Here is a 26,265-nt window from a genome sequence, read left to right as displayed (position 1 = left end):
GGCGGCCGTGGCGTGCGGCGTCAGGTCATCGCGTCCTGCGGCACGCCGTCGATGTCCTCGCCAAGCGTGTCGCGCAGGTAGAGCTCGCGCACGCCGACATAGGCGACGACGAGCAGAGCACCGGCAAAGAACACGCCGTAGATGCCGAAGACCGCTCCCGCGCCGAGGATCACGAACAGCGTCAGCGCGGGCGGGATGTTGACCACCTGCCGGTTGACCAGCGGCGTGATCATCCACGCCTCGACCACCCGCACGACGAGAAAGGCGATCAGCGTGTACGACAGGACCGATCCGCCCTGCGTCGCGGCGATGCCGATCGCGGGCAGCATCGCCACCGCCGGGCCGACATAGGGCACGAATTCGCTCAAGCCTCCCAGCAGGCCCAGCGCCAGCCAGTGCTCGACCCCCGCAAGCCACAGCGAGCTGCCGATCAGCACCGTCATCGCGGTCATCGCGATCAGTTTCGCCTTCAGCCACAGGCGCAGCGCGATGCCGATCTCGCCCAGCGCCCGGTCCATCGTCGGACGTCCGCCATGCGGGGTAAGCAGGATGGCGGCGCGGCGATAGGGGCCGGGGTTGGAGGCGATGAACATCGCGCCGATCAGGACGATGACGAAGTTGAGCAGGACCTGCCCGACGCCTGCGACCAGCTGGCCCAGGCGATCGGCGATGGCGCTGCCCGCCACGGCGGCGCGCACCGCCTTGACTACCGCGGCGCCCACCGGGTTCGCGCCCACGGCGCGTTCGATGGCGGCGACGGTTTCGGGCAGATTGTCGATCAGGTTGGCGATCTGCACCCCGAACTGCACCGTCAGCAGGTAGCCCATCACGCCCAGCACGGCGAGGCAGAAGAGGATGCCGAGACCCAGCGCGACGTCGCCGTTGCGAACGCCCAGCTTTTCGAACATGCGCCCGGCGCTCTGGATCACCACCGCGCCGAGGATCGAGCCGAACGCGAGCAGCAGCAGGTCCGCCGCCCGCCACGCGACGATCAGCACCGCCGCGATGGCGAGGGTGTAGAGCAGGCGGCGAAGATAGGGGCGGTCCTCCTCGCGCGGACGGAACGGCGCGGTCATGCGCGGTCGGCCTGCCACGGCAGCGGCGCGGGGGCCTTGGCCTGCACGTCTCTTGCCTGTTCGGGGGGCGCGACGTAGGGACTGCGGCCACGCCGCCGGAGGTTCCGTCTCATAGGACAGGATAACCGCCCCCGGCCCGTCCTGTTCCACGCCCGAGGTTGCCGCTTTCGCATGACTACCGCCCGCACCATGGAGAACGACCCCGCGCCCGGCAACGCCGCCAAGGCCGCTCCCAAGGCGCGAGTCGCGGTGCTGATCAGCGGGACCGGATCGAACATGGCGGCCTTGCTCTACGCCAGCCGCCGGGCGGACTGCCCCTACGAGATCGTGCTGGTCGGATCGAACGATCCGCAGGCAAGGGGACTCGCTCTTGCCGCCGCAGAGGGCGTCGCGACCTTCGCCTTGCCGCACAAGGGCATGAAGCGCGCCGAACACGACGCGGCGATGGAGCAGGCGGTGCTCGACGCGGGCGCGCAATACATCGCGCTGGCCGGGTACATGCGCATCCTCAGCCCCGAATTCGTCAGCCGCTGGGAGGGCCGGATGCTCAACATCCATCCCTCGCTGCTGCCGAAGTACAAGGGGCTCGACACCCATGCCCGCGCGATCGAGGCGGGCGACAGCCATGCGGGCTGTTCGGTCCACCTGGTCACCGCCGAGCTCGACGACGGGCCGGTGCTGGGCCAGACACCGGTGGCGATCCTGCCCGGCGATACGCCCGAGACGCTGGCGGCCCGCGTGCTCTACGCCGAACACCAGCTCTATTCGCGGATGCTGGAGGAACTGGTCACCCGGCCCTATCGCGCCGACTGGCTGCTGGCGAAAGTCGGCGAACTGGCGCTCTCCCTGCCCGAAGCGGAAGCGCGCGAGAGCCACGGCGCGCCGGGCTGGCGCACCGGCGGCAAGAGCGGCAAGTACTTCGCCTATTTCAACGACCGGCACCACGGCGAACCGCATGTTGCGCTGCTGGTGAAGACCGACGGGCCGGACGAGCTGGCTGCGCTGGTGGAGCGCGATCCCGACATCTGGTTCCGCCCCGCCTATTACGGCGCGAGCGGCTGGGCCGGCCTTATCCTAGACCGCCCCGGCGTCGACTGGGACCACGTCCGCGGCTGGCTGGAACGCAGCTGGCGCACGGTTGCGCCGCGGCGGCTCACCGCGCTGATGGACGCGGCGGACGAATTCTAGGCGCTGCCAACGAAAAGGGCCGCCTCCCCACCGGGAAGCGGCCCTTTGGCGTTCAGCAAATCGCTGCGATCAGCCGACGATCTCTTCGGGCTTGAAGAAGTAGTCGATCTCGATCTTCGCGTTCTCTTCGCTGTCCGAACCGTGGACGGTGTTCTCGCCGATCGACAGCGCGTGGGTCTTGCGGATGGTGCCCTCGGCCGCTTCGGCCGGGTTGGTCGCGCCCATCACGTCGCGGTTGCGGGCGACGGCGTCCTCGCCCTCCAGCACCTGGACGACGACCGGCTCGCTCATCATGAACTCGACCAGCTCGCCGAAGAAGGGACGCTCGCGGTGAACGGCGTAGAAGCCCTCGGCCTGCTCGCGGGTCATGTGGATGCGCTTCGACGCGACGACGCGCAGGCCGGCGTCTTCCAGCATCTTGGTGACCGCGCCGGTCAGGTTGCGACGGGTCGCGTCGGGCTTGATGATCGAAAAGGTGCGGGTCACCGCCATCGGAAAAGTCCTTCGAAAGGGAAATGGGAAATGTCTGGCCGCGCCCACGGCACGCCTGCGCGCGCCCCTAGCGCCCCCGGCCTGCGGGCACAAGGGGGCTATGGCTGCGGCGTCGCTTCGGCGGGAAGCGCCGGCCCGGCGCTGGCGACGAGCTGGATCGAGGACCCCGTCTGGCCTGGGGCGATGTCACGCGGGGAAGCGCCCAGGCTGAACTCGCGCCCGTCCGCCGCCTCTCCGGTCACGGCCAGCAGTGATCCGGCGCGCAGCGGCGTCGCCACCTCGTATCCGGCCTTGCGCGCGGTTTCGGCATACCAGTCGGCCACCTTCTGCGCCGGGTCGCGGCTCGTCATCGCCACCAGCGTGCCGCGCCGCCTGTCGGGCAGCGCGACGTTCGACACGCCTTCGACCCTGGCTCCCGGATAGACGGAAAGGCCGTCGGGCAAGTCGGGCGTGCGATCCGCACCGGCTGCGGCGCGGGCGGCCGCGCCGCCATCGAGTGGCCTGTCGCCCGCCGCATAGGCGACATCGTCGTCTTCGCTGTAGGGTCGGTCGCGGTCCTGCCCGCCGCACCCGGCGAGGAGAAGGACAGAGGCCAGTGCGAGCGCGCGCCGCGTCACGGCCCGACGACCCAGCGGCCTTCGACCAGCTTCCAGTAATGCCGCTCCACGTCCTCGCGCTCGCCCAGCATGCGCCACGCGCCGCGCGCGGCATCGATGGTGGCGGCGTCGAACAGCAGCAGCGCGCGCTCGAAGCCGAGGGCCTCGTCCCGCCACGCGCCATCGGCCAGCGCCACGATCGGCGCGGCGTTGGCGGGTGCGGCGGCGGTGTCGGCGATCAGTATCGGTTGCGCCGCCTCTCCCGCTTCGCCCGCCATGCCGTTGGCGAGGAAGCCGGGTGCCTCCCACAAGGCCTCGGACAGCGCGGCACGTTGCGCCTCGTCACCGCTGACGACGAGCATCCGGTGCCCCTGCCCGATCGCCTTGGCCGCGATCTGCGCGAGCGCGACCGGTGCGGGATCGCGGGACAGGTGGTAGAAATCGACCCGCACTGTCCCGCTCCGTTCCCTGATCAGCCCTGCCTGAAACAGCCCTGCCCGGCTCGGCCCTGCCGCCTCAGCCCTCTGCGGTGTCGCGCACGAAGCGGTCGAGCAGGCGCACGCCGAAGCCGGTTGCGCCCTTTTCCCACGTCGCGCCCGGCTTGTCGGCCCAGACCACGCCCGCGATGTCGAGGTGCGCCCAAGGGGTGTCGTTCTCGATGAAGCGCTGCAGGAACTGCGCCGCGGTGATCGATCCGCCCCAGCGCGGGCCGACGTTCTTGATGTCGGCGATCGGGCTGTCGATCAGCTTGTCGTAGGCGGGCGAGAGCGGGAAGCGCCAGAGCGTGTCGCCGCTTTCCTTGCCCGCCGCGATCAGCGCGTCGGCCAGGGTATCGTCGTTCGAGAAGATGCCCGCGTTCTCGTGGCCCAGCGAAATCACCATCGCGCCGGTCAGCGTGGCGAGATCGACGATGCGCGAGGGCTTGAAGGTCGCCTGCGCCCAGGTCAGCGCGTCGCACAGCACCAGCCGCCCCTCGGCGTCGGTGTTGATGACCTCGATCGTCTGGCCCGACATGCTGGTGACGATGTCGCCGGGGCGCTGGGCGTTGCCGTCGGGCATGTTCTCGGCCAGGCCGCAGATGCCGACGACGTTGGCCTTGGCCTTGCGCGTGGCGAGCGCGAGCATCGTGCCCGCGACCGCGCCGGCGCCGCCCATGTCCCACTTCATCTCTTCCATCCCGGCGGCCGGCTTGATGCTGATGCCGCCGGTGTCGAAGGTGACGCCCTTGCCGACGAAGGCAATCGGCGCGGCGGCTTCATCGCCGCCCTTCCAGCGCATGGCGATGATCCGCGACGGGCGGAACGAGCCCTGGCCCACGCCGAGCAGCGCGCCCATGCCGAGCCTCTCCATCGCCGGCACGTCAAGCACGGTGATCTCGATGCCGGTACCCTCCAGCCGCGCCTTGCAGCGTTCGACGAAGGCCTCGGGATAGATGACGTTGCCCGGTTCGGAGACCAGTTCGCGCGTGAACTCGACCCCCAGCGCAACGGCGGCGGCATCGTCCCACGCCGCGTCGGTCCCTTCGGGCGCATCGACCGCGACCACGTCGGTCAGGGTCGGCTTCTGCTCGTCCTTCAGACGGGTGCGATAGGTGTCGATCCGCCATGCCCTAAGCCGCAGGCCCATCAGGACCGCCGCGGCCTGCTCGGCGGAAAGGCCGGAATTGGCGAAATCGACCGCGATCGCCTTCTCGCCCGAAGTCAGGAAACGCCCTGCCAGCGCCGCGCCCGCCTTCTCCAGGTTGGCGAGCCGTTCGGCGGCATCGGCCTTGCCCGCCCCCGCCAGCGCGAGCCGGCGCACATGCCCGTCGATCTCGGCAAAGCCGTCGAAAATCTGTCCCGGCTTGCCCGAAAAGCGCGAGGCCGAGGCCCCTTCGCTCACTGCGCGCGGAAGGCCGCCGGGCAGGGTATCGGCATCGGCGATCATCGCGACAAGGCGGACGTCGGCGGGGACTTCGCGGGCGAAACGGATGTGCATGGAGACTCCTCGAGGAACTGCTTGGCGGCCCGTATAGTCACTTTTGAAACCGGAATCGACCGGCAGTCGCCAGATCGCAGGAAAGCCGCGCCATCGCCGTTGCAGTTAGGCATGAGCGGTGCGATAGGCAAGCCATGCCGCCCGGATCGCAGACCCTTCCCGCATGACCGAGATTGCCCGTCCCCGCGCCGCGGGCCGATTCGCCGCGCTGTCGCGTCTTGCGCTCGTCGCCGGGCTGGCCGCCGGCACCCTTGCCGCGCCCGCCTTCGCGCAGGATGCCGCCATGGGCAAGCAGCCGCGAAGCGACGCCGCCGCCGCACAGGCCGAGGCCGATTTCTTCTGGACCGGCGGCAAGGATCCCGAACCCGCGCCCGTCGCGCCCTTCCTGATCGATGCGCCCGCCGAAGGCTCGATCGGGTTCGAGGCCGATGCGCTGGGCTACAACGACGGCAGCGACACGGTCACCGCATCGGGCAACGTCGTGCTGCGCCGGGGCGACCAGCAGCTGACTGCCGACGAGGTGAGCTGGAACCGCGCCACCGGGGTCATCGTCGCCAGCGGCAACATCCGGTTGCGCGATGCCAGCGGCAACGTCATCTACACCGACCGGCTGGAATTGACCGACGAATTGCGCGCCGGGGCGATGGAGAACATGCTCCTCGTCATGGAGGGCGGCGCCCGCCTCGCCGCGCGCGACGGATCGCGCGCCGAGGACGGTTCGATCCAGCTCAACTACGCCGCCTACAGCCCCTGCGCCATCGAAACGCCGCAGGGCTGCCCGCGCGAGCCGACCTGGCGGATCACAGCGCGGCAGGTCAATTACGATCCCGCCACCCAGCAGATCCGGTTTCGCAAGGCGCGGATCGAGATCTTCGGGATCAGCTTCCTGCCGCTGCCCGGCCTTGCGGTGCGGACCGACGGGAAGCCGGTGTCGGGCTTCGGCACGCCGAACCTGCGCTTCTCCGATTCGAACGGGGTCGAGATCAGCGGCGAATACTACTGGCGCCTGGCCGAAAACCGCGAGCTGACGCTCGGCACCACGGTCTATACCGACGTCCTGCCGCTGGTATCGGCACAGTATCGCGCGCTGACCGAGGACGGCGCCTACCAGGTCACCGGCTACCTCACCGACAGTTCGCGCATCCCGGTCGGCGACAGCGCGCTGGCGGGGGCAGACAGCCAGAAGGACCTGTGCGGCTATCTCGACACCAACGGGCGCTTCCAGCTCGACCCCAACTGGTCTGTCTCGCACTCGATCAGGGTGGCGAGCGACCGCACCTTCCTGCGCCGCTACGACATCAGCCGCGACGACCGCCTGCGCTCGACCCTGTCGGCGGAGCGGATCGACGAGGACAGCTACTTCGCATTGACCGGCTGGGCGACGCAGACCCTGCGCCAGGGGGAGGACCAGGGCCTCGTCCCCTTTGCCCTGCCGCTGCTCGACTATCGCCGCCGCCTGTCCGATCCCTTGCTGGGCGGACGCATCATGCTGCAGGCCAACACCCTGCTGCTCGAACGCGACGAAGGGCAGGATACCCAGCGCGCCTTTGCCGGCGCGACCTGGAGCCTGCGCAAGCTGACGCCGTGGGGCCAGGACGTGACCCTGACCGCGCTGACCCGCGCCGACGTCTATCACTCGACCGAGAACGCACTCACCACGGTCGATTTCTATCGCGGCGATGCCGGCTGGCAGGCCCGCGGCGTGGCCATCGGGGCGGCCGACGTGAAATGGCCCTTCGTCGGCAGCTTCCTCGGCGGGCAGCAGGTGCTGACCCCGCGCGTGCAGTTCGTCGCCAGCCCGCCGATCCGCAACCTCGCCATCCCGAACGAGGATGCCCGGGCGGTGGACCTCGAGGATTCCAATCTCTTCGCGCTCAACCGCTTCCCCGGCTACGACCGGGTCGAGGACGGGGCGCGGATGACCTATGGCCTCGACTGGCGCTTCAGCGCGCCGGGCTGGCGCATCTCGACCAACGTCGGGCAGAGCTACCGCCTCTCGAACCAGAACGACATCCTGCCGGACGGCACCGGCCTCACCTCGCGCACCTCCGACATCGTCGGGCGGACCGAGGTGCGCTTCCGCGATTTCGTCGCCTTTACCCACCGTTTCCGGCTGGACAAGGACAACCTCGCCCCCCGCCGGACCGAGGTCGACCTCACGGTGGGCAGCCGCAAGACCTATGTCGAGGCCGGTTACCTGAGGCTCGACCGCAACATCCCGGCGGTGCTGGAGGATTTGCGCGACCGAGAAGAGCTACGCCTTGCCGCGCGCGTCGCCTTTGCCAACTACTGGTCGGTGTTCGGTTCGACGGTCATCAACCTCACCGACAAGCGCGAGGACCCCTCGCTCACCTCGGACGGGTTCGATCCGCTGCGCACCCGGCTCGGCGTCGCCTATGCCGACGACTGCCTCGAGATCGCCTTCACCTGGCGCAACGACCGGTTCGACAACGGCGACGCGCGCGACGGCAACAGCTTCCTGTTCCGCTTCCGCCTGAAGAACCTCGGCGCGCCCTGAGCCGCCGCGCCGGCCGGGTCGGCGCCGCATTTTTCCGCCGTGTCGCACGCCATCGTGGTTGCCCTCCCGACGGGCGCATCCTAAACGCCCTTCTTCGTACAGGGGGCGTGCGGCTCAGCTATCGTTCAGCCGGAAACCGCCATGCGCCCTGCCTTGAGGCTGTGCTTCTTGCCCGGCCGAAGAGATGTGCAGATGGGATGTCAGGCTTGAAAATGACCATGGGCGAATTCGGTACCCTGCGCGGCAACGTCACCCGGAAGGCCGGGCGCTTCGCGCTGATGCTCGGCGCGGGCGCGCTCGTCGCCGGCCCGCTGGCCGCACAGGCACCGACCCCGGCTGCGGCCGCCGCGAACCAGGAAGATCCCGGCGCCAGCGCCCCGCTCGACCTGCCCGCCAACCCGACCATCGGCACGCCCGCCGCCCCGGCGTTCCGCGGCGCCACCGCGATCGTCAACGGCACGATCATCACCGGCACCGACATCGACCAGCGCCTCGCGCTCGTCATGGCGGCCAACCGCAACGCGATGCAGGGCGAGGAGCTGGAGCGGCTGCGCTCGCAGGTCCTCTCGAACCTCATCGACGAGACGCTGCAGATCCAGGAAGCCGAGGCTTCGGACGTGGGCGTCAGCGATGCCGAAGTGGACGCGACCTACAACCGCGTCGCGCAGCAGAACTTCGGGATGACACCCGACCAGCTCAGCGCCTACCTCAACAAGGTGAAGTCCTCCCCCGCCTCGATGAAGCGGCAGATCAAGGGCGAGCTGTCGTGGCAGCGCATTCTGCGCCGCAACGTCGCGCCCTTCATCAACGTGTCCGAGGAAGAGGTGAAGGAGCGGCTCGAGAAGCTGAACGCCGACAAGGGTACCGACGAATACCGTCTCGGCGAGATCTTCCTTGCGGCCACTGCCGATGCCAAGCCGCAGGTGCGCAGCCAGGCGGAACAGATCATGGACCAGCTGCGCCAGGGCGGCAGCTTCGTCGCCTACGCCCGGCAGTTCAGTCAGGCCTCGACCGCGGCGGTCGGCGGCGACCTCGGCTGGGTGCGCCTCGCCCAGCTTCCGCCCGAACTGGCCCAGGCGGCCAACACGATGCAGCCCGGCCAGCTCGCCGGCCCGGTGGAACTGCGCGGCGGCTATTCGCTGCTCTACCTGATCGACAAGCGCCAGGTGCTGGTCGCCGACGCGCGCGAGGCGCTGCTCAGCCTCAAGCAGATCTCGATCAGCTTCACCCCCGGCATGACCCAGGCGCAGGTGGAGGCCAAGGCCAAGAATTTCGCCGCCGACGTCAAGACCATCAACGGCTGCGGCGCGGCCGAGGCGGGCGCGGCGGCGATCGGCGCCGACGTGGTCAGCAACGACAACATCCGCATCAAGGACCTGCCGCCGCAGTTGCAGGACGTGGTCATGAACCTGCCGCAGGGCGGGATCACCCAGCCCTTCGGCTCGCCGCAGGAAGGCGTGCGCGTGCTGATGCTGTGCGGCAAGACCGAGCCGCAGACGGCGGGCGGCCCGACATTCGACGAACTGATGGCGCAGATCGAGGACGAGCGGGTCAACAAGCGCGCGCAAATCTACTTGCGCGACCTGCGCCGCGATGCGGTGATCGAATACAACTGACGGCCTGACCGACTCTTTTCGCGGGGTCGGTCGCAACAAGGGGAATAGGGGCATGATAGAGGTCGGACCGCTCGTCGCGTCGTGCGGCGATCCGGCGGGCGTCGGCCCCGAATGCCTGGTCCGCGCCTGGCAGCAACGCGGTGCGCTCGCCCTGCCGCCCTTTGCGGTCGTGGGCAGCGCTGCGCATCTCGCGGGCCTTGCCGGGACCGTCCCGGTCCATGCCGTGGCCTCGATGGAGCAGGCGGGCCGGATCTTTGCGGAAGCCCTGCCGGTCATCGATCTCGGCCCGCTCGACATCAAGCCGGGGCAGCCCAGCCGCAAGGGCGCGGCGCTCGCGCTCGCGGCGCTCGATCTTGCCGCCAACCTCGCCGTTTCGGGCGAGGCGTCGGGGCTCGTCACCGGTCCCATCGCCAAGGCGGGGCTGCAGGACGTGGGATTCGCCCATCCCGGCCAGACCGAATTCGTCGCCGCGGCCTGCGGCATAAAGCCCGAAGGCGCGGTGATGATGCTGGCCGGTCCAACTCTGCGCGTCGTGCCGATGACGGTTCACGTACCGCTGGCGAGCGTGGCGGACGCGCTCTCGGCCGAATTGATCACCGGCCGCATCCGCATCGCCGCCGCGGCGCTGACCCGCGATTTCGGCCTGCCCCGCCCGCGCATCGCGGTCGCCGGACTCAATCCTCATGCGGGCGAACAGGGCCGCATCGGCACAGAGGAGATCGAGGTCATCGTCCCGGCCGTCGAGCAGCTTCGCGCCGAGGGCTACGCGGTCACCGGGCCGATGGCGGGCGACACGATGTTCCATGCAGAGGCGCGCGCGCTCTACGACGTGGCGATCTGCATGTATCACGACCAGGCGCTGATCCCGTTGAAGGCGCTGGACTTTGATCACGGCGTCAACGTCACGCTCGGCCTGCCGATCGTCCGCACATCGCCCGATCACGGCACCGCCTTCGGCATCGCGGGCACCGGGCAGGCCAGCATCGGCCCGACCGTCGCGGCGATCCGCATGGCGGCGGACTGCGCGCTGCGCCGCGCCGGGGCGGACAGCCTGGCCGCATGACGCTTCCGCCGATCCGCGAGACCATCCGGCAGCACGGGCTGTCCGCGTCGAAGGCGCTGGGCCAGAACTTCCTTCTCGACGAGCAGTTGCTCGACCGGATCGCCGCGATCCCCGGCCGGCTTGAAGGGCACGCCGTGCTGGAAATCGGGCCCGGCCCCGGCGGCCTCACCCGCGCACTGCTGCGCGCCGGCGCCAGGGTCACCGCGATCGAGATGGACCCGCGCTGCCTGCCCGCCTTGGCCGAGGTCGAGGCCGCCTTTCCCGGGCGGCTGACGGTGATTCGCGGCGATGCCATGGCGATCGATCCGGCGACGCTGTTCGACGGGCCCTACGCCGTGGTCGCCAACCTGCCCTACAATGTCGGCACGGCGCTGTTCACCGGCTGGATGAGCGGGCGCGAATGGCCGCCGCAGTGGGTGTCGTTGACCCTGATGTTCCAGCAGGAGGTTGCCCAGCGCATCGTCGCCGAACAGGACAGCAGCGCCTATGGCCGACTGTCGGTGCTGGCGCAGTGGCGTTCGCGCGCGCGGATCGCGATGCGCGTGCACCGCAGCGCCTTTACCCCGCCGCCCAAGGTGATGAGCGCCATCGTCCACGTCACCCCGGTGCCCGCGCCGCCCGGCGTCGACAGCACGGTGCTCGAAGCGGTGACCGAGGCCGCCTTCGGCCAGCGGCGCAAGATGCTGCGCCAGAGCCTCAAGCGCCTGCCCGGCGCGCTCGACGCGCTCGCCGCGCTGGGCATCGACGAGACTCGGCGGGCCGAGACGCTCTCGGTGGGCGAATTCGTCGCCATCGCCGAGAGGCTCACCGCCTGACGCCCGCCCGGCACGTCCCGCGGACGGGAAAGCCGGACGACGACGCCTGGATCATTCGAATTCGAGTTCGGGGAAGCCCTCGCTCGCCGATTCCTCCATCGCGTCGTAATAGCGGTTGGCGCCGCCGAAGTAGATCAGCACGCGCGCGCCCTTGTCGTCGCGGTTCGCGCCCATCATCCACGAATTGACCTTGTCGCCCTGCGCCATCAGCGTCTGTCCATGGATCTCGGCGGTCTGCCGGGTCCACTCGATCTCCGCCTCCCGGCGCGGATGGAACAGGCTGAGCCCTTCGCTTTCCATCTTTTCCATGCACTTGGTGATGTAGCGCACGTTCTGCTCGATCGAGGTCGGCAGGTTGGCGAAGGGCGCCTGCGGGCCGGTGATCATGAACAGGTTGGGAAAGCCCGAGACGAAGACCCCCATGATGCTGCCCGATTCGGCCTGCCACTTCTCCGCCATGGTGCGGCCGTCCTCGCCAATGATCGGAAAGGCTTCCAGCGCGCCGGTATAGGCCTTGAACCCGGTCGACAGGACGATGATGTCACAGTCGTAGTGCGCCTTGGTGGTGACGATGCCGGTCTCGTCGATCTCGACGATCGGTTCGGCTTTCTTGATGTCGACCAGGGTGACGTTGTCGCGGTTGAACGCTTCCAGGTAGCCGTGATCGAGCGGCGGGCGCTTGGCGAACAGCGGATAGTCGTCGAAGGTCGGCACCAGCAGATCGGCAATCGCCGGATCCTCGACCCGTTCGCGCATCTTGGCCCCGATGAAGTCGGCAGCCATGCGATTGGCCTCGGGGCTGGCGAGGAGGTCGTCGAAGGTCTCGAAGACCCACCGGAAACTGCCGTTCCAGTGCTCTTCGAAGATCCGCTGCCGCTCTTCCGGATCGGTATCCACCGCGTTGCGACCGGGCGGTCCCTCGAACGCCATGCCGAACACGTGGTTGCGGCACTTGGCGATGATCGCGTCGTAGTTCTCCTTGATCTCGCGTTCCCATTCGGGAGTCATTTCGCGCTGCATGGCCGGAAGGATGTAGTTCGGCGTGCGCTGAAAGACGGTGACCTGCGCGGCGGTCTTGGCCAGTTCCGGCACCATCTGCACCGAGGTTGCCCCGGCGCCGATCACGCCGATGCGCTTGCCGGCGTAATCGAGGCCGTGGCTCGGCCATTTCGACGAATGGAACAGCGGGCCTTCGAACCGGTCCATCCCCTTGATCCTGGGGATCATCGGCTCGGAGATCATGCCCATGCCGCTGACGAAGTACTTGGCCGTGTAGCTCTCGCCCGCGCCGGTCTTTATCCGCCAGCCGCCCAGCGCCTCGTCGAAGCGAGCCTCGGTAATCTCGGTGTTGAGCTGGATATGCGGCCACATGTCGCACTTGTCGGCGACGAAGCGCATGTAGGCCTGCGTCTCCTCGCGCCCGGGATAGCGCTTGGTCCACGACCATTCCTGGAGCAGTTCCCTGGAGAAGGTCAGGCAGTAGTAGTAGCTCTCGCTATCGGTCGCCGCGCCCGGGTAATGGTTCCACGCCCAGGTGCCGCCGACGTCCGGGGCGCGGTCGAACACTCGGATCGACAGCCCCGCCTCGCGGAAATAGTGGATCATGCACAGCCCGGCGAACCCCGCGCCGACGCCGATCACGTCGAAATCGAACGTGCCGCCGCCCGTCTTTTCGGCGGACGGGGCATCCTGCACACCGGTTGCACTTCCAGTCATCTCTGCTCTCCCAAGCTGTCCCGGCGTATCGTCGCCGGCCTTATTCGATGCCGAGTTCGCGAAGGATCGCGTCCCGGTCGGAATCCATCTTCCACATCCGCGGTTCGACCGTTTCGGTGCCGAGGAAGCGGGGGGCGGGTCGCGGCTGGATCATGCCGTCCGCGGTGACGAAGTTGCCTCGCGCCCGATTGTGTTCGTGGTGCGGCGCCTCGTCCATCGTCAGGACCTCGGTGTAGCAGCAGTCGAGGTGCGCCAGTCGCCCGGTCCATTCCGCACGCGGGCGAGAGGCGAAGATGGCCGCCAGCCGCGCCTTCATCTCGCTCCACCTGCCCCGGTCGTGCTGCGCCGCGAACAGCGGATCGGCGGCCAGTCCGAGCCCGTCGACGAGCCGCCTGTAGAACTTTTCCTCCATCGCGCCGATCGCGACGAACCGGCCGTCGGCACAGGCGTAGCAGGCATAGAACGGCGCGCCGCCGTCGAGGAGGTTGCGGCCACGCGGCGCGTCCCAGACGCCGTTGTGCTTGAGCGACCACATGGCCGCCATCATCGCCCCCGCCCCGTCCGACATGCTGCAATCGATGACCCGGCCGACGCCGCTGCCCCGCGCGGCCAGCAGCGCGGTGACGAAGCCGAAGGCCAGCATCATCCCGCCCCCGCCATAATCGCCGATCAGGTTGAGCGGCGGCAGCGGCGGCGCGTCCTCCGGGCCGAGGGCGTGCAGGCAGCCGTTGAGCGAGATGTAGTTGAGATCGTGACCCGCCTTGTCCGACAGGGGGCCGGACTGGCCCCAACCTGTCATCCGCGCGTAGACCAGCGCCGGGTTGCGCTGCAGCAGCACCTCCGGACCCAGGCCCAGTCGCTCCGCCACGCCGGGGCGGAAGCCTTCGAGGAAGCCGTCGGCCGTCTCGACCAGCCGCAGCACGATAGCGATCGATTCGGGTTGCTTGAGATCGAGCGTGAGCGAGCGCCGCGAACGGAGCATCACGTCGCGGCCCTGGTCCTGTTCGAGCGGATCGGTGCCGCCGGGCCGGTCGATGCGGATCACTTCGGCCCCGTGATCGGCCAGCATCATGCCGCAGAACGGCGCGGGCCCGATGGCGGCCAGTTCGATCACCCGCACGCCCGCGAGCGGAGGCGGCAACAGAGGTTCGGAGGAGGTGCCGGGCCCCGTCATGGCCTGCGCCGCCCGTGAGGCGGGAAAGTGGCGGACGAAAGCATGAGGCTCCCTGCACGAGCAGGGCCCATCGACCGGATAGGGGTGAACGACCGACTACTCACTTGCGCATCCCCGACCCAGCCGCCTGCTCGTTTTCTTATTTATTTGTTAGCGTCTAGCAACTTGCTTTTCAAGTCGCAAATGGGTCTTCGCGGGCGCCGGGTCACCCAGTGCAAACCCATGTTATTGCGGCAGTTCAGTTCGCCGGGAGGCCGAATTCGCGGACGGTCGCGCCGCGGTAGCTTTCGAACTGGCGGGCAAGGTCGACCTTCTCGGGCGCGACCAGCCACTGATAGATCGTGCCGAAGATGAAGCTGCAGAACTGGAAGGCATAGGCCTCGGCATCGACGCCGGCCTTGATCTCTCCCCGCGCGATCCCTTCACGCACCCAATGGGTGACGTCGCGGCGATAGATCGCCTGGTAGGCCGCCAGATGGCTTCGCGCATCGCCCGGCGAGCTGATCGATTCGAACCACAGGATGTACATGGCCTTCATGTACTGCGTGTTCTTGGCGAGAAATCCCTCGACCGCGTGCAGCGCCGCGAGGCACGCCTTCGCACCGCTGCGATCGCCGATCGCGCCGGCCAGTTCCCTCGTCCAGTCGTTGTTGAACTGCAGGGTCAGCTGCGCGAACAGCGCGTCCTTCGATCCGAACCGGTTCGATGCGAGGCCACGCGAATAGCCCGCCCGCTCGCCAACCTCTTTCAAAGTGGTCGCGTGGGTGCCCTGCTCGACGATCAGCTCGATGGCCGCCTTGAACATCCGCGCGTCGGATAACGCGGTCCGCTCGGCCTGGGTCCGGCGCTTGTTGCGTGGCGACTTGGGCGCGGCGGGCATCGCCGGCTGGCCATCGCGGGAATCGCGAAGCGTGGCCTTCGCGGCCATGGGAGTGGAGGCGTTCATGCCGCGCCCTCTACCCGCTCGAACCCGGTTTTTCCAGTTGCCACCATCTCGCGCAGGGCCCGCTTGTCGATTTTGCCGACCCCGGTCAGCGGCAGCGAGGCGGCATGCGCCCAGTATTCCGGGATCCAGAACCCGGCGACCCGCGATCGCAGACCGGCTCGCAGCGCGCCGAAATCGGGCCGAGCGCCATCGCGGGTCGTGACGATCGCCAGGGGCCGTTCCTCCCAGCGCGGATCGGGCACGGCGATGACTGCGGCGAGGTCGATTCCCGGCAGGCCGCAGATGTGATTTTCCAGCTCGGCCGACGAAATCCACTCGCCGCCCGACTTGATGAGATCCTTGAGCCGGTCAGTGACCTGGACATAGCCGCGCTCGTCAATTGTGCCGGCATCGCCGGTATCGAGCCAGCCATCGGCGGTCAGCACTTCGGCGCCGACCCCGCCGTGATAGCCGCGTGCGATCCACGCTCCGCGCAATTGCAGCCGGCCGACCGATTGTCCGTCCTCGGCCACCGCCTTGCCATCATCGTCGACGATGCGCACCCGAACGCCCGCCACCGGCCGCCCGCTCTTGGCGCGCAACCTGCGCGATTCCGCCGGATCGACATCGGCAGGCGGGTGCGACAGGACGCAGACGGGGCTGGTTTCGGTCATGCCCCAGCCCTGGATCAGCGGCACGCCCCAGCGCGCCTCGACCTGTTCGATCAGCGCCTCGGACACCGACGATCCGCCGGCCACGATGACCCGGAAGCTCGTCATGTCGATCGGGTCGGCACGATCGGCGGCAAGCAGGTCGTTGAGGATCGTCGGCACCGTCGCGGTGAACGTCGGCGCCGTCTGGCGGACCATGCGGCGGATCATCTCGGGGCCGAGGTGCCGGCCCGGCAGCACGAAGTCCGCCCCGGCCAGCCAGCCCGAGAACGGCAGACCCCAGGCATTGGCGTGGAACATCGGGGGAAGCAGCAGGATGCGGTCGCGATCGCTCAGCGCAAAGGCGTTCGCCGCCATCGAGCCGAGGCTGTGGAGGAAGACGGTGCGATGCGAATAGACGACGCCCTTGGGGTTTCCGGTCGACCCGCTGGTGTAGCAGGCCGCCGCCGCCGAGGTTTCGTCCGGTTCGGGAAATGCCTCCATAGGGGCATGGCCCGCGATGAAGTCCTCGTAGGCGACGCAGGGTATGCCGAGGTGCGCGATCCTGCCGACATCGCCGGTCACGACCAGCAGGTCGAGGTCCTGCAGGGCGCCAAGCTCGCGTCCCATCCCGGCGAGCAGGTCGGCATCGGCGATTAGCACCCGGTCGCCCGCATCGCGCATGATGAAGTCGAGCTGTTCGACGTGCAGGCGAAGGTTGAGCGTGTGGAGAACCGCGCCCATCGCCGGCACCGCGAGATAGGCTTCGAAATGTGCGAAATCGTTCCAGCTCAATGTGGCGACCCGCGTGTTTCTCGCGACCCCGGCAGCGGCGAGCGCGCTGGCCAGCTTGCGCGCCCGGTGCGCGGTTTCGCGGTAGCTGCGCCAGGCGACCGTTTCCCCGTCGAACAGGCCGATGCGGCTCGAGGCGTGGATGCGCTCGCCGTGCGCGACGATCGCCGCGGTGCCCAGCGGCTCGTGCATCATCGTGGCGTGCATCGTCGCGGCGTCCGTCATTTCATGCCCTCTGCCCTGGCGATGGCTTCGGCGGCGGCCAGCAAGGCCGGCACGTCGTGTTCCAGCCCCCGCTCGTAGTCGCCGTCGATCTGGCCGCGGCGATAAAGCACGTAGGCCCCTTCGACGATCGCGGCGAGACGCCACAGGGCGAAGGCGCGATAGTAGCCAATCCGGTCGATCGACAGGCCGGTCTTGCCCGACCAGCGCGCCGCCAGATCGTCGCCGGACACGACACCGGCGCGATTGGAAACGCGCTGAATGTGCGGAAAACCGATCGGCACCCCCTCGTCTCGGTTCCACAAGGCGGTGACGAGGCCCAGATCGACGAGCGGATCGGCCAGCGTCGCCATCTCCCAGTCGAGGATGGCGTTCACCCGCGGCTGTGCCGGGGCCATCAGCACGTTGTCGAGGTGATAGTCGCAATGCACGATGCGGATCGCTTCCGGCGTCGGCGCATTCTCGGCCAGCCAGCGGCCCACGTGCTCGATCAGCGGCAGATCGCGGACCGCCGCATCGGCCCTGACGGCGCGCCAGCGTTCGATCTGGCGAAGCACGAAGCCGGCGGCCTTACCGGCATCGCCCAACCCATCCGGCACCGGCTCGATCGCGTGCACACTGGCCAGGGCGTCGATCAGGGCATGGCCCAGCGCGCTCACGCCTTCCGGGCTATCGTCTTGCCCGGCAGGCAGGGTGTCGGTGATCGCATCACCTGCGACAAAGCCGGTGAGGGAGAACGGTGCGCCGATGACCGCGCGGTCGCTGCAGAAGGCGACCGGCTCTGCCACCGGCGCCTTGCCGTGCAGCGCGCCGAGGAAACGGAACTCGCGCGCGATCCCGGCGCTGGCGAGGTCGGAGATCGTGTCGGTCGGCGGATGACGCAGGATGAGGGGGCCGCGCGCGCTTTCGACCAGGCTGGTCACGTTGGAATTGCCGCCGGTCAGGGTGCGGACAATCTGCACCCCGGCAATGCCGGCCTCTCGCCGGGCCCAGTCGGCAAGGCGTTCCGCAGCCTGGGTCACAGCCGCGCCATCAGCCCGCCATCGGTCGCGATGGTGGAGCCGGTCATGTAACGCGACTGCGCCACCCACCAGACGACCTGCGCGATTTCCTCCGGCGTTCCCTCGCGCCGCAAGGGAATGTCCTGAACGATGCTCTCGCGCGCGGTCGGCGAAAGTTCCGCGGTCATCTCCGTCGAAACGAATCCGGGCAGGACGAGATTGACCCGGATGCCGCGCCGCGCCAGCTCGACCGCGAGCACCTTGGTCATGCCCTCCAGGGCCATCTTGCTGGTGCCATAAGCGACGTCGCCGGCAAAGCCGCGAAAGCCGACGACCGCGCCGATGTTGACGATGGCGCCGCCCGCATCCGGGAAATGGGGGAGACAGGCCCGTACCGCGTTGAACGGGCCGGACACGTTGGTGTCCAGCACCGAAGCGAAGTCGGCGTCGTCGATGCGATCGATCCGACCGCCGCGATGCAGGCCGGCGTTGTTGACCAGCACGTCGATGCCGCCCCACCGCTCGCTGAGCGCTTCGGCGGCGGCCTGCAGATCGGCGGGCTTCGTCACGTCTGCCCGCAGCGCCATCGCGCGCCCGTCGTGGCCCTGGGGAAGTTCGGCCCCGCCGCGCGACAGGAACGCGACCCGCCCGCCGCCGTTCAGCGCCGCCATGGCGATCGCGAAACCGATGCCGCGCGATGCTCCGGTCACCAGCCACCGCTGGCCCTGCTCACCCGTCATCACCGCCTCCGGGTCATGCTTCGACCTGAAAGGTACGGTTCGTCGGCATCTGGCACCCCCTCGACTTCAAGCGTATATCGTTGTCCGGCGCTGGCTCTTCGACATGGCCCTGATCGCACCTGAAGGAACATGCCGAACCGGCTTGCTTTCGACAAGCAAATTAGTTTCGCCGCCTGCCCGCTGCTCCGGATGCGGTGATCTTCGGCATTCGCCCTCGACTCGTCAAGCCATTGAACACGTTGCACAAAAAGTAGCTTCGACGCGCAACTTCATATTCTTGCTTGTTCTAAGCTAGTAAGGATGTAGAAGCTAAGTCAACGAATCCGACAGGATCTGGGAGAGAGAATCATGACCGGGCGGTTACAGGACAAGGTCGCGTTGATATCGGGCGGCGCCAGTGGCCTCGGCGAAGCGCAGGCCAAGCTCTATGCCGCCGAAGGCGCCCGCGTCACGATCGGCGACATCCAGCACGAAAAGGGCGCCGCCGTCGTCGCCGCGATCGAGGCGGCGGGCGGCGCCGCCCAGTATGTCGCGCTCGACGTGACCAGCGCCGAAAGCTGGGCCAAGGCGGTCGAGGCGACGACATCGGCTTATGGCAAGCTGACCACGCTGGTGAACAATGCCGGCATCTTTCACCCCGGCGGCATCGTCGATGAAACGCTTGCCGGGTGGGAGCGGATGATCGCGATCAACCAGACCGGCGTGTTCCTCGGCATGAAGACCGCGTCCGATGCGCTGCTGGCCAGCGGCAACGCCGCCATCGTCAACATCAGCTCGCTCTACGGCCTCATCGGCAGTCCGAACGCCATTTCCTATCATGCGTCGAAGGCTGCGGTGCGCCTGATGGGCAAGGCCGGCGCGCTCGAATTCGCCAGGCGCGGCATCCGGGTCAACACGATCTTCCCGGGCCAGATCAAGACGCCCATCCTCGCCGACATCACGCCCGAACAGGACGCGGCGATCAAGGCGGCGATCCCGATGGGCGACACCGGCGATCCCATCGACATCGCCTATGCCAGCCTCTTCCTGGTCTCGGACGAGGCGAAATACGTGACCGGCGCGGAAATCTGGGTCGACGGCGGCTGGTACGCCGGCCAATGACCGGGCTTCCCGTTCAACTTGCGGAGAATGCGGGCTGATGGCCTGGGACTTTTCGACCGACCCCGAATTCCAGCAACAGCTCGACTGGATGCGCGAGTTCGTGCGCGACGAGATCGAGCCGATGGATCTCGTCTTTCGCGATCCCGCCGCGCATGTCGACCCCCGGTCGCCCGCCGCACGCGCGATGGCGCCGCTGAAGGAAGAAGTGAAGAGGCGCGGCCTGTGGGCCTGCCACCTCGGGCCGGAGCTCGGCGGCGAGGGCTTCGGCCAGCTCAAGCTCGGCCTGATGAACGAGATCCTCGGGCGCAGCCGCTTTGCACCGACCGTCTTCGGCACCCAGGCCCCCGATACCGGCAACGCCGAGATTCTCGCCCGCTTCGGCACCGAGGAGCAGAAAGCGCGTTACCTCCAGCCGCTGCTCGATGGCGAGATCGTCTCCTGCTACTCGATGACCGAGCCGCAGGCGGGCGCCGATCCCGGGCAGTTCGAATGCCAGGCCCGGCTCGACGGCGACGAATGGGTGATCAACGGCGAAAAGTGGTTCGCCAGCCACGCCTGCGTCGCCGAATTCCTCATCGTCATGGCCATCACCGATCCCGACGTCCCGGTGCATGAAGGCTCGACCATGCTGATCGTGCCGGCGGGCACGCCGGGCATGGACATCGTGCGCAACACCGCCGTCGGCCCGAAGGACGAGATGGGCAGCGGCGTGCACGGCTACATCCGCTTCACCGATTGCCGCATTCCCGAACGCAGCCGGCTCGGCCCGGTCGGCGAGGGGTTCAAGGTCGCGCAGTCGCGCCTTGGCGGCGGGCGGATCCATCACGCGATGCGCACCGTCGGCATCTTGAACAAGGCGATGGACTACATGAAGGAGCGCGTCGTCAGCCGGATGACCAAGGGCGAACGGCTGGCCGACAAGCAGATGGTGCAGGAAAAGATCGCCGACAGCCACACGCAGATCCTGCAATTCCGGCTTCACGTCCTCTACGCCGCCTGGCTGCTCGACCGTGACCAGGCGTATACCCGCGACGTGCGGCGCGAGATCAGCGCGATCAAGGCGGCCATGCCCGAGGTGCTCAAGGACGTAGTGTATCGCGCGCTGCACCTGCACGGATCGCTCGGCATGTCGAACGAGACGCAGTTGATGGACATGTGGCAGTACGTGCCCGAAATGGGCATCGTCGACGGACCGACCGAGGTCCACAAGGTCGTCGTCGCGCGCGACGTGCTGCGCGACGTGACGCCATCCGACGGCCCCTTCCCCAGCTATCACGTTCCGCCCCGCCTCGCCGAAGCCCGCGCCAAGTTCGCGGCCTATCTCGATTGAGCGCGGCATGAGCCAGACCATCGAGCAACGCCTGGACCTGATCGAGAGCCGGTCGGCGATCCACGACCTCGTCAGCGACTACTGCCACGGCTTCGACAAGCGCGACTGGCCGCGATTCCTCGCGATCTGGTGGCCCGATGCGGTCTGGGACATCGGCCCGCCCTTCGGCAGCTTCGAAGGGCACGACGGGATCGCCCACGTGACCAGGTCGATCCTGTGGGAGGCCTGGCTCGCATCCAGCCATTTCACCACCAACCTCGTCGTCACCTTCGACGGTGCGGACAGGGCAAGCGGGATCAGCGACGTCGACTGCATCGGCACCACCTCGGACGGGCAGGCCCAGACCGTCAGCGCGACCTATCACGACATGTTCGAACGGCGAGACGGGGTGTGGAGGATCGCGCGGCGCAAGGTCCAGATGCACCACTTCAACCCCCTCCCCGGCGTGACCCTCAGCCCGCCAGCATAAGGAGCGTCATCGATGGCCTTTCTCGAAACCGACGGCGGCAGGGTCCACTACGATCATTACCGCGGCGATCACGGCACGACGATGGTGCTGATCCACGGCTGGGGGATGAGCGGGGATTTCTGGAACTCCGCCGTGGAGGCGCTGGCCGATGCGGGCGTGGGCGCGATCGTCGTCGATCATCGGGGTTGCGGCCGGTCCGACCGCGATTTCGCCGACATGTCGATCGAGGCGATCGCCGGTGATGTCGCCGCCATCGTCGAGCGCAGCGGGGTCGATCGTGTCGTCCTCAACGGCTGGTCGCTGGGCGGCGCGGTCGCGGTCGCCGCGGCAGGCCGGCTGGGCGACAGGGTGGCGGGGCTGGTCCTCACGTGCGCCGCCTCGCCGCGCTATACGCAGGCTGACGGATTCCCCCACGGCGGCAAGGCGGAGGACGTCGAGGGCATCGCCGGCGCTATCACCGCCGACCGCGCCGGTTTCTTCCGCGTCCTCGCCAAGGGGGCCGCCGCCGAAGGGGCGAACCCGGCGCTGACCGACTGGTTCGAGCGCGGCTTCCTCGCCAGCGGGCCGCGGGCCAGCAAGACGCTGCTCGACCTTACCACGCTGGACCAGCGCGACCTGCTCGCCTCGTTCGCGTTTCCGGTCCTGTCCATCGGCGGCGAAAAGGACACCATCGCCGATCCCGCGATCGCCGGCTTTGCCGCGAACTGCGCGCGGTACGGACGCCTGCTGATGATGGATACCGGCCATTCGCCGCATCTCGAAGACCCGCCCCGATACAACGCGGCCATCGTCGAATTCATGGAGAGCCTGACGTGAGCGCAAATAACCACGGCCGCGATCTCGCCGCCCTGCTGGAACCCTTGCACCAGCCCTTCGCGTGCAAGTCGCTGCGCGCCAGCAACCGTTTCTGCATGGCGCCGATGTCGCGCTATTTCGCCCCGGGCGGCGTGCTGCCCCCGGAAGGTGCGGAATATTACCGGCGTCGCGCGGCCGCCGGGATCGGGACGATCATCACCGAAGGCACCGGGGTCGCCATCGACCACACCGTCGCGGCCACCACCGTGCCGATCTTCGACGGCGAGGAGGCGCTGGCCGGCTGGCAGCGCGCCATCGATGCCGTACATGGCGAAGGCGGAGCCTTCGTGCCGCAGTTGTGGCACGTCGGCGGGTGCGAGGATTTCAATTATCCCGACGATCCGCACGCGCCGCTGGTGAGCCCCTCCGGCTTTGCCGGCCCCGACGTGCCCGGCGGCCGGGCGATGAGCGACGAGGACATCGCCGATACCGCCGCCGCCTTCGCCAAATCGGCGGCCCATGCGAAACGGATGGGCTGCGACGCCATCGAGCTGCATGGCGCGCACGGCTATATCTTCGACCAGTTCTTCTGGGACGCGACCAACCGCCGCACCGACCGCTACGGCGGTCCCGATATTGCCGCCCGCACCGCGTTCGCCGCCGAAGTGATCGCCAGGTGCCGCGAGGCGGTGGGCGAGGATTTCGCCATCATCTTCCGCCTCTCGCAGTGGAAAACCTACGATTACGAGGTCAAGCTGGCCAGGGATCCGACCGAACTGCAAAGCTGGCTCGCGCCGCTGATCGATGCGGGGGTCGACATCTTCCACGCCTCGCAGCGCCGCTTCTGGGAGCCTGAATTCGAGGGCGACGCCAGGAACCTGGCGGGCTGGGTCAAGGCGGTGTCCGGCAAGCCGGTGATCACCGTCGGCTCGATCGGCATGGACCGCGACCTGATGGAGGATTTCGTCGAGGGCATTTCTTCGCCCTTGCTCAACCGGCTCGACGAACTCGTCGCGATGTACGAGCGGGGCGAATTCGATCTCGTCGCGCTGGGCCGGGTGCTCCTGGCCGATCCCGACTGGCTCGAAAAGATCGAGGCCGGGCGCATCGCCGACCTGACCCCCTACGACCGGTCGACCGCCCTGAAGCAGTACGAGCACGGTTGACCGGCCTCACTCCGGCCCGGTCCGGCAGGTGCCGGCCGGCCAGGGACGGGCCGGTCAGGCGGAAAGCTCGGCCACCGTCTTATGGTAGTGCTGCAGCCCCGGCTCGTTGCGACCGATGACGAAATGCTCGTTGGCGCCAGAGGCAAGCCCCGCCTGAATGCCGAAACCGATCGGATAGTCCTCGAGCTCGACCGCGTTGAAGGCCATGTCGCGGAAGGCTTCCGCCGCCGCCACGTCCTCGCTCGTTTCCGGCTTCTTCGCCGCCAGGATCGTCTGGATCGTTTCCGAGCGCGTCGCGCATTCGCCCGGCAGGATCTGGCTGACCAGGAAATAGCCGCCGACGATCCCCGATATCTGGAAGTTGGGGAAGACGGCGTAGATCCGGCGCAGATAGTTGCCCGCCTGCCATTCCGCTTCGGGCAGGCTCGCCAGTTCCGGCAGGTTGCGCCGCGACATCGTCAGGATCTGGTGGTGGCCGATGATGTCGTGGACGAGCATGTTGCCGATGGTGTGCTGCGACAGGGTGGCGGCGTGGACGGTGTCGTGGTGATAGGCCTCGAGATAGCCGTCCATCGTCACCTTCCACCCGGGCGACGGTATCGTCCGCTGGGTGAAGACGACGCATTCGCCGAGCCTCAGCAGTTCGAGCTGGTGCCGCATCGCACCGAGCCAGTCATCGATGTCGGTTTCGATGCCGGGCGTCAGGGTGGCCCAGATGACCCCGGCCGCCTCCTGTGACGACAGTTCGGTGAGACCCAGCTTCGCCTTGTCCACCTCGCCGAAGGTGCTCGCTCCGAGCACGCCGACGAGCTTGCCTTCGCGGTCGTAGGTCCAGGCATGGTAGGGACAGGTGAAGCGGGGCGCCCGGCCCGATCCCTCGGGACACAGCCGCGCGCCGCGATGGCGACAGACGTTGAGGAATACGCGGGCGACACCGTCCTTGCCGCGCACCACCAGCAGAGGCTTGCCGAGAAACGTGCGGGCGACATAATCGCCGGGCTCGGCCACTTCGGTGGACAGCAGAACCGCTTGCGGCCGGCGCAGGAAGATCGCGTCGAACTCGCGCTGGTAGCACTCTTCGTCGAGATAGGCCGCGACCGGCAGGTCGAGGGTCTGCGGCGCCTGGTCGGTGGTGCCCTCCGCCAGGTGCTTCAGGGCGCGAACCGCCAGTTCGGTCGTGTCGTTGGCGATGGTCATGATCGATCATCCTCCCTTTCCTCTGGCCGGAGCGTGAAGGCTGGCAGCACCCTGCCCGGCGTGGGTTCGATCCAGGTCAGCGCGACGGGCGCATCGACGCGCAGCGCGCCGATCGGACAGTCGACGATGTTGCTGATCAACCGGATGCCCTGCGCGTCGGGAAATTCGACGACCGCCGGCACGTAGGGTAGCGATTGCTCCATCCCCTCGATCAGCACGCGGTCGACGATGGTGTAGCTGTAGAGCATGCCGCACCCGTCGTGCCGGGTCCAGTCGATCGCCTGCGAACGGCAGGCGGGACAGAACGGCGTCGGCGGCATCCGATAGGTGCCGCAATCGGCGCAGCGCGGCAGGACCAGCTCGCGGCGCGCGGCGGCCTCCCAGAACGGTTCGGTCCAGGCGTCGGTGACGATCCGGTTGCCGATCACCGGGGGATGGCGGGCGATCCGCGCGTCCATCACCCGCGCCCCAGGATGAGGCCGCTGACGGGCAGGTTCGACGGCCCGCCGGTAACCAGCGCCACTTCGGCATCGGGCACCTGGTTGCAGGCATCGCCGCGAAGCTGGTGCACCGCCTCGCGCACGTGGGTCATGCCCCAGACATAGCCTGCCGAAAGCTGGCCCCCGTCGGTGTTGATCGGCAAGGCCCCGCCAAGCCGGATGTTGCCGTCCGCGACGAAGGGACCGCCCTCCCCCCGCTCGCAGAAACCGTAGTCCTCGATCTGCATGATGACCTGGCTGGTGAAGTGATCGTAGAACTGCGCGCAATCGATGTCCTGCGGCCCGACGCCCGCCTCGGCATAGAGCCTGGCCGCGACCGAGGCGTGACCGGACGAGGCGAAGACCTCGTCGGGCATGTTCATCCAGTAGATCGAGCGTCCCCAGTCCCGCGATCCGCCATGGGTGCTGGCCATGACCGGGATCGGCCGCCGGCGCAGGTCGCGGGCGCGCTCGGCGCTGGTCAGGACCACGGCGACCGCCCCGTCGGTTTCGAGGCAGAAATCGAACAGGCCGTGCGGATCGGCCAGCATCGGCGCGGCGAAATAGTCTTCCCGGGAAAGCGGGTCGCGCATCCGCGCCTCGGGATTGGTCACCGCGTTGGCCCGCGCCGACAGCGCCACTTCGGCGAAATGATCGCGCGTGGTGCCGTAGAGGTGCATGTGCCGGCGCGCCAGCAGCGCGAAGATGTGGCCCGGTCCGACCAGCCCGGTCGCGCCGAAGAAGGCGTTGCTCGGCGTCGGCGGATAGGCCGACGTGATCGCCCCGAACCGCTGCGCCCCCTGCTGGTTGGCGCCGACGCAGACGACGACATCGGCCATCCCCGCGACGATCGCGGCGGCGCCAAGGCCGATCGATCCTGCCGAACCCCCGCCCGATCCGGTCAGCGAAGCGGTGAAGCGGACCTCGGGAATGCCCAGCGTTTCCATCAGGTAGCCGGTGTCGAAGCCGCCGGAGAAATAGGCGAAACCGTCGATGTCGCGCGGCGCCAGCCCGCAATCATCGAGCGCGTCGAGAATGGCCTTGCCGACCAGCTCCTCCAGCGTCTGCGGCGCGGAACCGCCCCGCCGGTAATAGGGCGTCGCGCCGACACCGACGATGGCCGTCCGGTTGCGAATGCTGCGGGTCGGGTCGGGCGAAATCATGGCT

The 26,265-nt window shown here is 68.3% G+C and carries 24 protein-coding genes; 10 read left to right on the top strand and 14 right to left on the bottom strand.

Annotated elements, in window-relative coordinates; all coding sequences use genetic code 11:
- Window positions 1-20: 20 nt before the first annotated feature.
- The gene (locus J2X37_RS01425; protein WP_310016941.1) at window positions 21-1,076 is read right to left on the bottom strand and encodes an AI-2E family transporter; all 1,056 of its coding nucleotides are present in this window, start codon (window positions 1,074-1,076) and stop codon (window positions 21-23) included.
- Between the two features lie 189 nt (window positions 1,077-1,265).
- Between J2X37_RS01425 and purN the strand changes: the two genes are divergently transcribed.
- On the top strand, window positions 1,266-2,264 hold the full coding sequence (purN, locus tag J2X37_RS01420) for a phosphoribosylglycinamide formyltransferase (RefSeq protein ID WP_310018034.1): 999 nt from the start codon (window positions 1,266-1,268) through the stop codon (window positions 2,262-2,264).
- Between the two features lie 69 nt (window positions 2,265-2,333).
- On the opposite strand, the gene ndk is transcribed toward purN, so the two are convergent.
- The 4 genes from ndk to J2X37_RS01400 all read right to left on the bottom strand — a co-directional run bounded on the left by ndk (window position 2,334) and on the right by J2X37_RS01400 (window position 5,329).
- On the bottom strand, window positions 2,334-2,756 hold the full coding sequence (ndk, locus tag J2X37_RS01415; protein WP_310016938.1) for a nucleoside-diphosphate kinase: 423 nt from the start codon (window positions 2,754-2,756) through the stop codon (window positions 2,334-2,336).
- 98 nt (window positions 2,757-2,854) lie between these two features.
- Window positions 2,855-3,373: a hypothetical protein gene (locus J2X37_RS01410; RefSeq protein WP_310016936.1), complete on the bottom strand. Its 519-nt coding sequence runs from the start codon at window positions 3,371-3,373 to the stop codon at window positions 2,855-2,857.
- Window positions 3,370-3,804, bottom strand: a complete 435-nt coding sequence (locus J2X37_RS01405; RefSeq protein ID WP_310016934.1) for a DNA polymerase III subunit chi — start codon at window positions 3,802-3,804, stop codon at window positions 3,370-3,372. Before J2X37_RS01405 ends, J2X37_RS01410 begins: the two co-directional genes overlap by 4 nt.
- Window positions 3,805-3,868: 64 nt before the next feature.
- Window positions 3,869-5,329: a leucyl aminopeptidase gene (locus J2X37_RS01400; protein WP_310016931.1), complete on the bottom strand. Its 1,461-nt coding sequence runs from the start codon at window positions 5,327-5,329 to the stop codon at window positions 3,869-3,871.
- Between the two features lie 163 nt (window positions 5,330-5,492).
- On the opposite strand from J2X37_RS01400, the gene J2X37_RS01395 reads away from it, so the two are divergent.
- From J2X37_RS01395 to rsmA, 4 genes are all read left to right on the top strand, one after another.
- Window positions 5,493-7,847, top strand: a complete 2,355-nt coding sequence (locus J2X37_RS01395; RefSeq protein ID WP_310016928.1) for an LPS assembly protein LptD — start codon at window positions 5,493-5,495, stop codon at window positions 7,845-7,847.
- A 212-nt stretch (window positions 7,848-8,059) separates the two neighbouring features.
- A complete protein-coding gene (locus J2X37_RS01390) occupies window positions 8,060-9,463 on the top strand; it encodes a peptidylprolyl isomerase (RefSeq protein ID WP_310018032.1) in 1,404 nt (467 codons plus the stop codon).
- 52 nt (window positions 9,464-9,515) lie between these two features.
- Complete coding sequence (gene pdxA, locus J2X37_RS01385) at window positions 9,516-10,526, top strand: 4-hydroxythreonine-4-phosphate dehydrogenase PdxA (protein WP_310016926.1); 1,011 nt, start codon at window positions 9,516-9,518, stop codon at window positions 10,524-10,526.
- Window positions 10,523-11,341 carry a 16S rRNA (adenine(1518)-N(6)/adenine(1519)-N(6))-dimethyltransferase RsmA gene (gene rsmA, locus J2X37_RS01380; RefSeq protein ID WP_310016923.1) on the top strand — a complete coding sequence of 273 codons (819 nt, stop codon included), beginning with the start codon at window positions 10,523-10,525 and terminating at the stop codon, window positions 11,339-11,341. The genes pdxA and rsmA overlap by 4 nt, the downstream gene beginning before the upstream one ends.
- 51 nt (window positions 11,342-11,392) lie before the next feature.
- Here the strand turns inward: rsmA and J2X37_RS01375 are convergent, their stop codons facing one another.
- The 6 genes from J2X37_RS01375 to J2X37_RS01350 all read right to left on the bottom strand — a co-directional run bounded on the left by J2X37_RS01375 (window position 11,393) and on the right by J2X37_RS01350 (window position 18,561).
- On the bottom strand, window positions 11,393-13,057 hold the full coding sequence (locus J2X37_RS01375; protein ID WP_310016921.1) for an NAD(P)/FAD-dependent oxidoreductase: 1,665 nt from the start codon (window positions 13,055-13,057) through the stop codon (window positions 11,393-11,395).
- Window positions 13,058-13,097: 40 nt separating this feature from the next.
- Complete coding sequence (locus tag J2X37_RS01370) at window positions 13,098-14,198, bottom strand: CaiB/BaiF CoA-transferase family protein (protein ID WP_310016919.1); 1,101 nt, start codon at window positions 14,196-14,198, stop codon at window positions 13,098-13,100.
- A 271-nt stretch (window positions 14,199-14,469) separates the two neighbouring features.
- Complete coding sequence (locus tag J2X37_RS01365) at window positions 14,470-15,177, bottom strand: TetR/AcrR family transcriptional regulator (protein WP_310016917.1); 708 nt, start codon at window positions 15,175-15,177, stop codon at window positions 14,470-14,472.
- Window positions 15,174-16,823, bottom strand: a complete 1,650-nt coding sequence (locus J2X37_RS01360; RefSeq protein WP_310016914.1) for a long-chain-fatty-acid--CoA ligase — start codon at window positions 16,821-16,823, stop codon at window positions 15,174-15,176. Before J2X37_RS01360 ends, J2X37_RS01365 begins: the two co-directional genes overlap by 4 nt.
- Complete coding sequence (locus tag J2X37_RS01355) at window positions 16,820-17,842, bottom strand: phosphotransferase family protein (protein ID WP_310016912.1); 1,023 nt, start codon at window positions 17,840-17,842, stop codon at window positions 16,820-16,822. The genes J2X37_RS01360 and J2X37_RS01355 overlap by 4 nt, the downstream gene beginning before the upstream one ends.
- Window positions 17,839-18,561, bottom strand: a complete 723-nt coding sequence (locus J2X37_RS01350; protein WP_310016909.1) for an SDR family NAD(P)-dependent oxidoreductase — start codon at window positions 18,559-18,561, stop codon at window positions 17,839-17,841. The genes J2X37_RS01355 and J2X37_RS01350 overlap by 4 nt, the downstream gene beginning before the upstream one ends.
- Before the next feature lie 348 nt (window positions 18,562-18,909).
- Between J2X37_RS01350 and J2X37_RS01345 the strand changes: the two genes are divergently transcribed.
- The 5 genes from J2X37_RS01345 to J2X37_RS01325 are packed head-to-tail and all read left to right on the top strand — an operon-like array spanning window position 18,910 to window position 23,422.
- Window positions 18,910-19,662: a glucose 1-dehydrogenase gene (locus J2X37_RS01345; protein ID WP_310016908.1), complete on the top strand. Its 753-nt coding sequence runs from the start codon at window positions 18,910-18,912 to the stop codon at window positions 19,660-19,662.
- Window positions 19,663-19,699: 37 nt separating this feature from the next.
- Window positions 19,700-20,992 (top strand): acyl-CoA dehydrogenase family protein, encoded by a 1,293-nt coding sequence (locus J2X37_RS01340; protein ID WP_310016906.1) that lies wholly within the window; start codon window positions 19,700-19,702, stop codon window positions 20,990-20,992.
- 7 nt (window positions 20,993-20,999) lie between these two features.
- Window positions 21,000-21,461: a nuclear transport factor 2 family protein gene (locus J2X37_RS01335; RefSeq protein ID WP_310016904.1), complete on the top strand. Its 462-nt coding sequence runs from the start codon at window positions 21,000-21,002 to the stop codon at window positions 21,459-21,461.
- 12 nt (window positions 21,462-21,473) lie between these two features.
- The gene (locus J2X37_RS01330) at window positions 21,474-22,277 is read left to right on the top strand and encodes an alpha/beta hydrolase (RefSeq protein WP_310016901.1); all 804 of its coding nucleotides are present in this window, start codon (window positions 21,474-21,476) and stop codon (window positions 22,275-22,277) included.
- Window positions 22,274-23,422 (top strand): 12-oxophytodienoate reductase, encoded by a 1,149-nt coding sequence (locus J2X37_RS01325; protein WP_310016898.1) that lies wholly within the window; start codon window positions 22,274-22,276, stop codon window positions 23,420-23,422. Before J2X37_RS01330 ends, J2X37_RS01325 begins: the two co-directional genes overlap by 4 nt.
- A gap of 54 nt (window positions 23,423-23,476) precedes the next feature.
- On the opposite strand, the gene J2X37_RS01320 is transcribed toward J2X37_RS01325, so the two are convergent.
- Genes J2X37_RS01320 through J2X37_RS01310 form a run of 3 tightly spaced genes read right to left on the bottom strand, consistent with a single transcriptional unit; the run spans window position 23,477 to window position 26,261 of the window.
- Window positions 23,477-24,619 (bottom strand): aromatic ring-hydroxylating dioxygenase subunit alpha, encoded by a 1,143-nt coding sequence (locus J2X37_RS01320; protein WP_310016896.1) that lies wholly within the window; start codon window positions 24,617-24,619, stop codon window positions 23,477-23,479.
- A complete protein-coding gene (locus J2X37_RS01315; RefSeq protein ID WP_310016894.1) occupies window positions 24,616-25,077 on the bottom strand; it encodes a zinc ribbon domain-containing protein in 462 nt (153 codons plus the stop codon). Before J2X37_RS01315 ends, J2X37_RS01320 begins: the two co-directional genes overlap by 4 nt.
- Window positions 25,077-26,261 carry a thiolase C-terminal domain-containing protein gene (locus J2X37_RS01310; protein WP_310016892.1) on the bottom strand — a complete coding sequence of 395 codons (1,185 nt, stop codon included), beginning with the start codon at window positions 26,259-26,261 and terminating at the stop codon, window positions 25,077-25,079. Before J2X37_RS01310 ends, J2X37_RS01315 begins: the two co-directional genes overlap by 1 nt.
- Window positions 26,262-26,265: the final 4 nt, after the last annotated feature.

The organism is Croceicoccus sp. BE223 (genome assembly GCF_031457155.1).
In the GTDB taxonomy this organism is placed as follows: domain Bacteria; phylum Pseudomonadota; class Alphaproteobacteria; order Sphingomonadales; family Sphingomonadaceae; genus Croceicoccus.
Note: the sequence above shows the minus strand (reverse complement) of the source record. Positions and strands in the feature narration are given on the sequence as shown.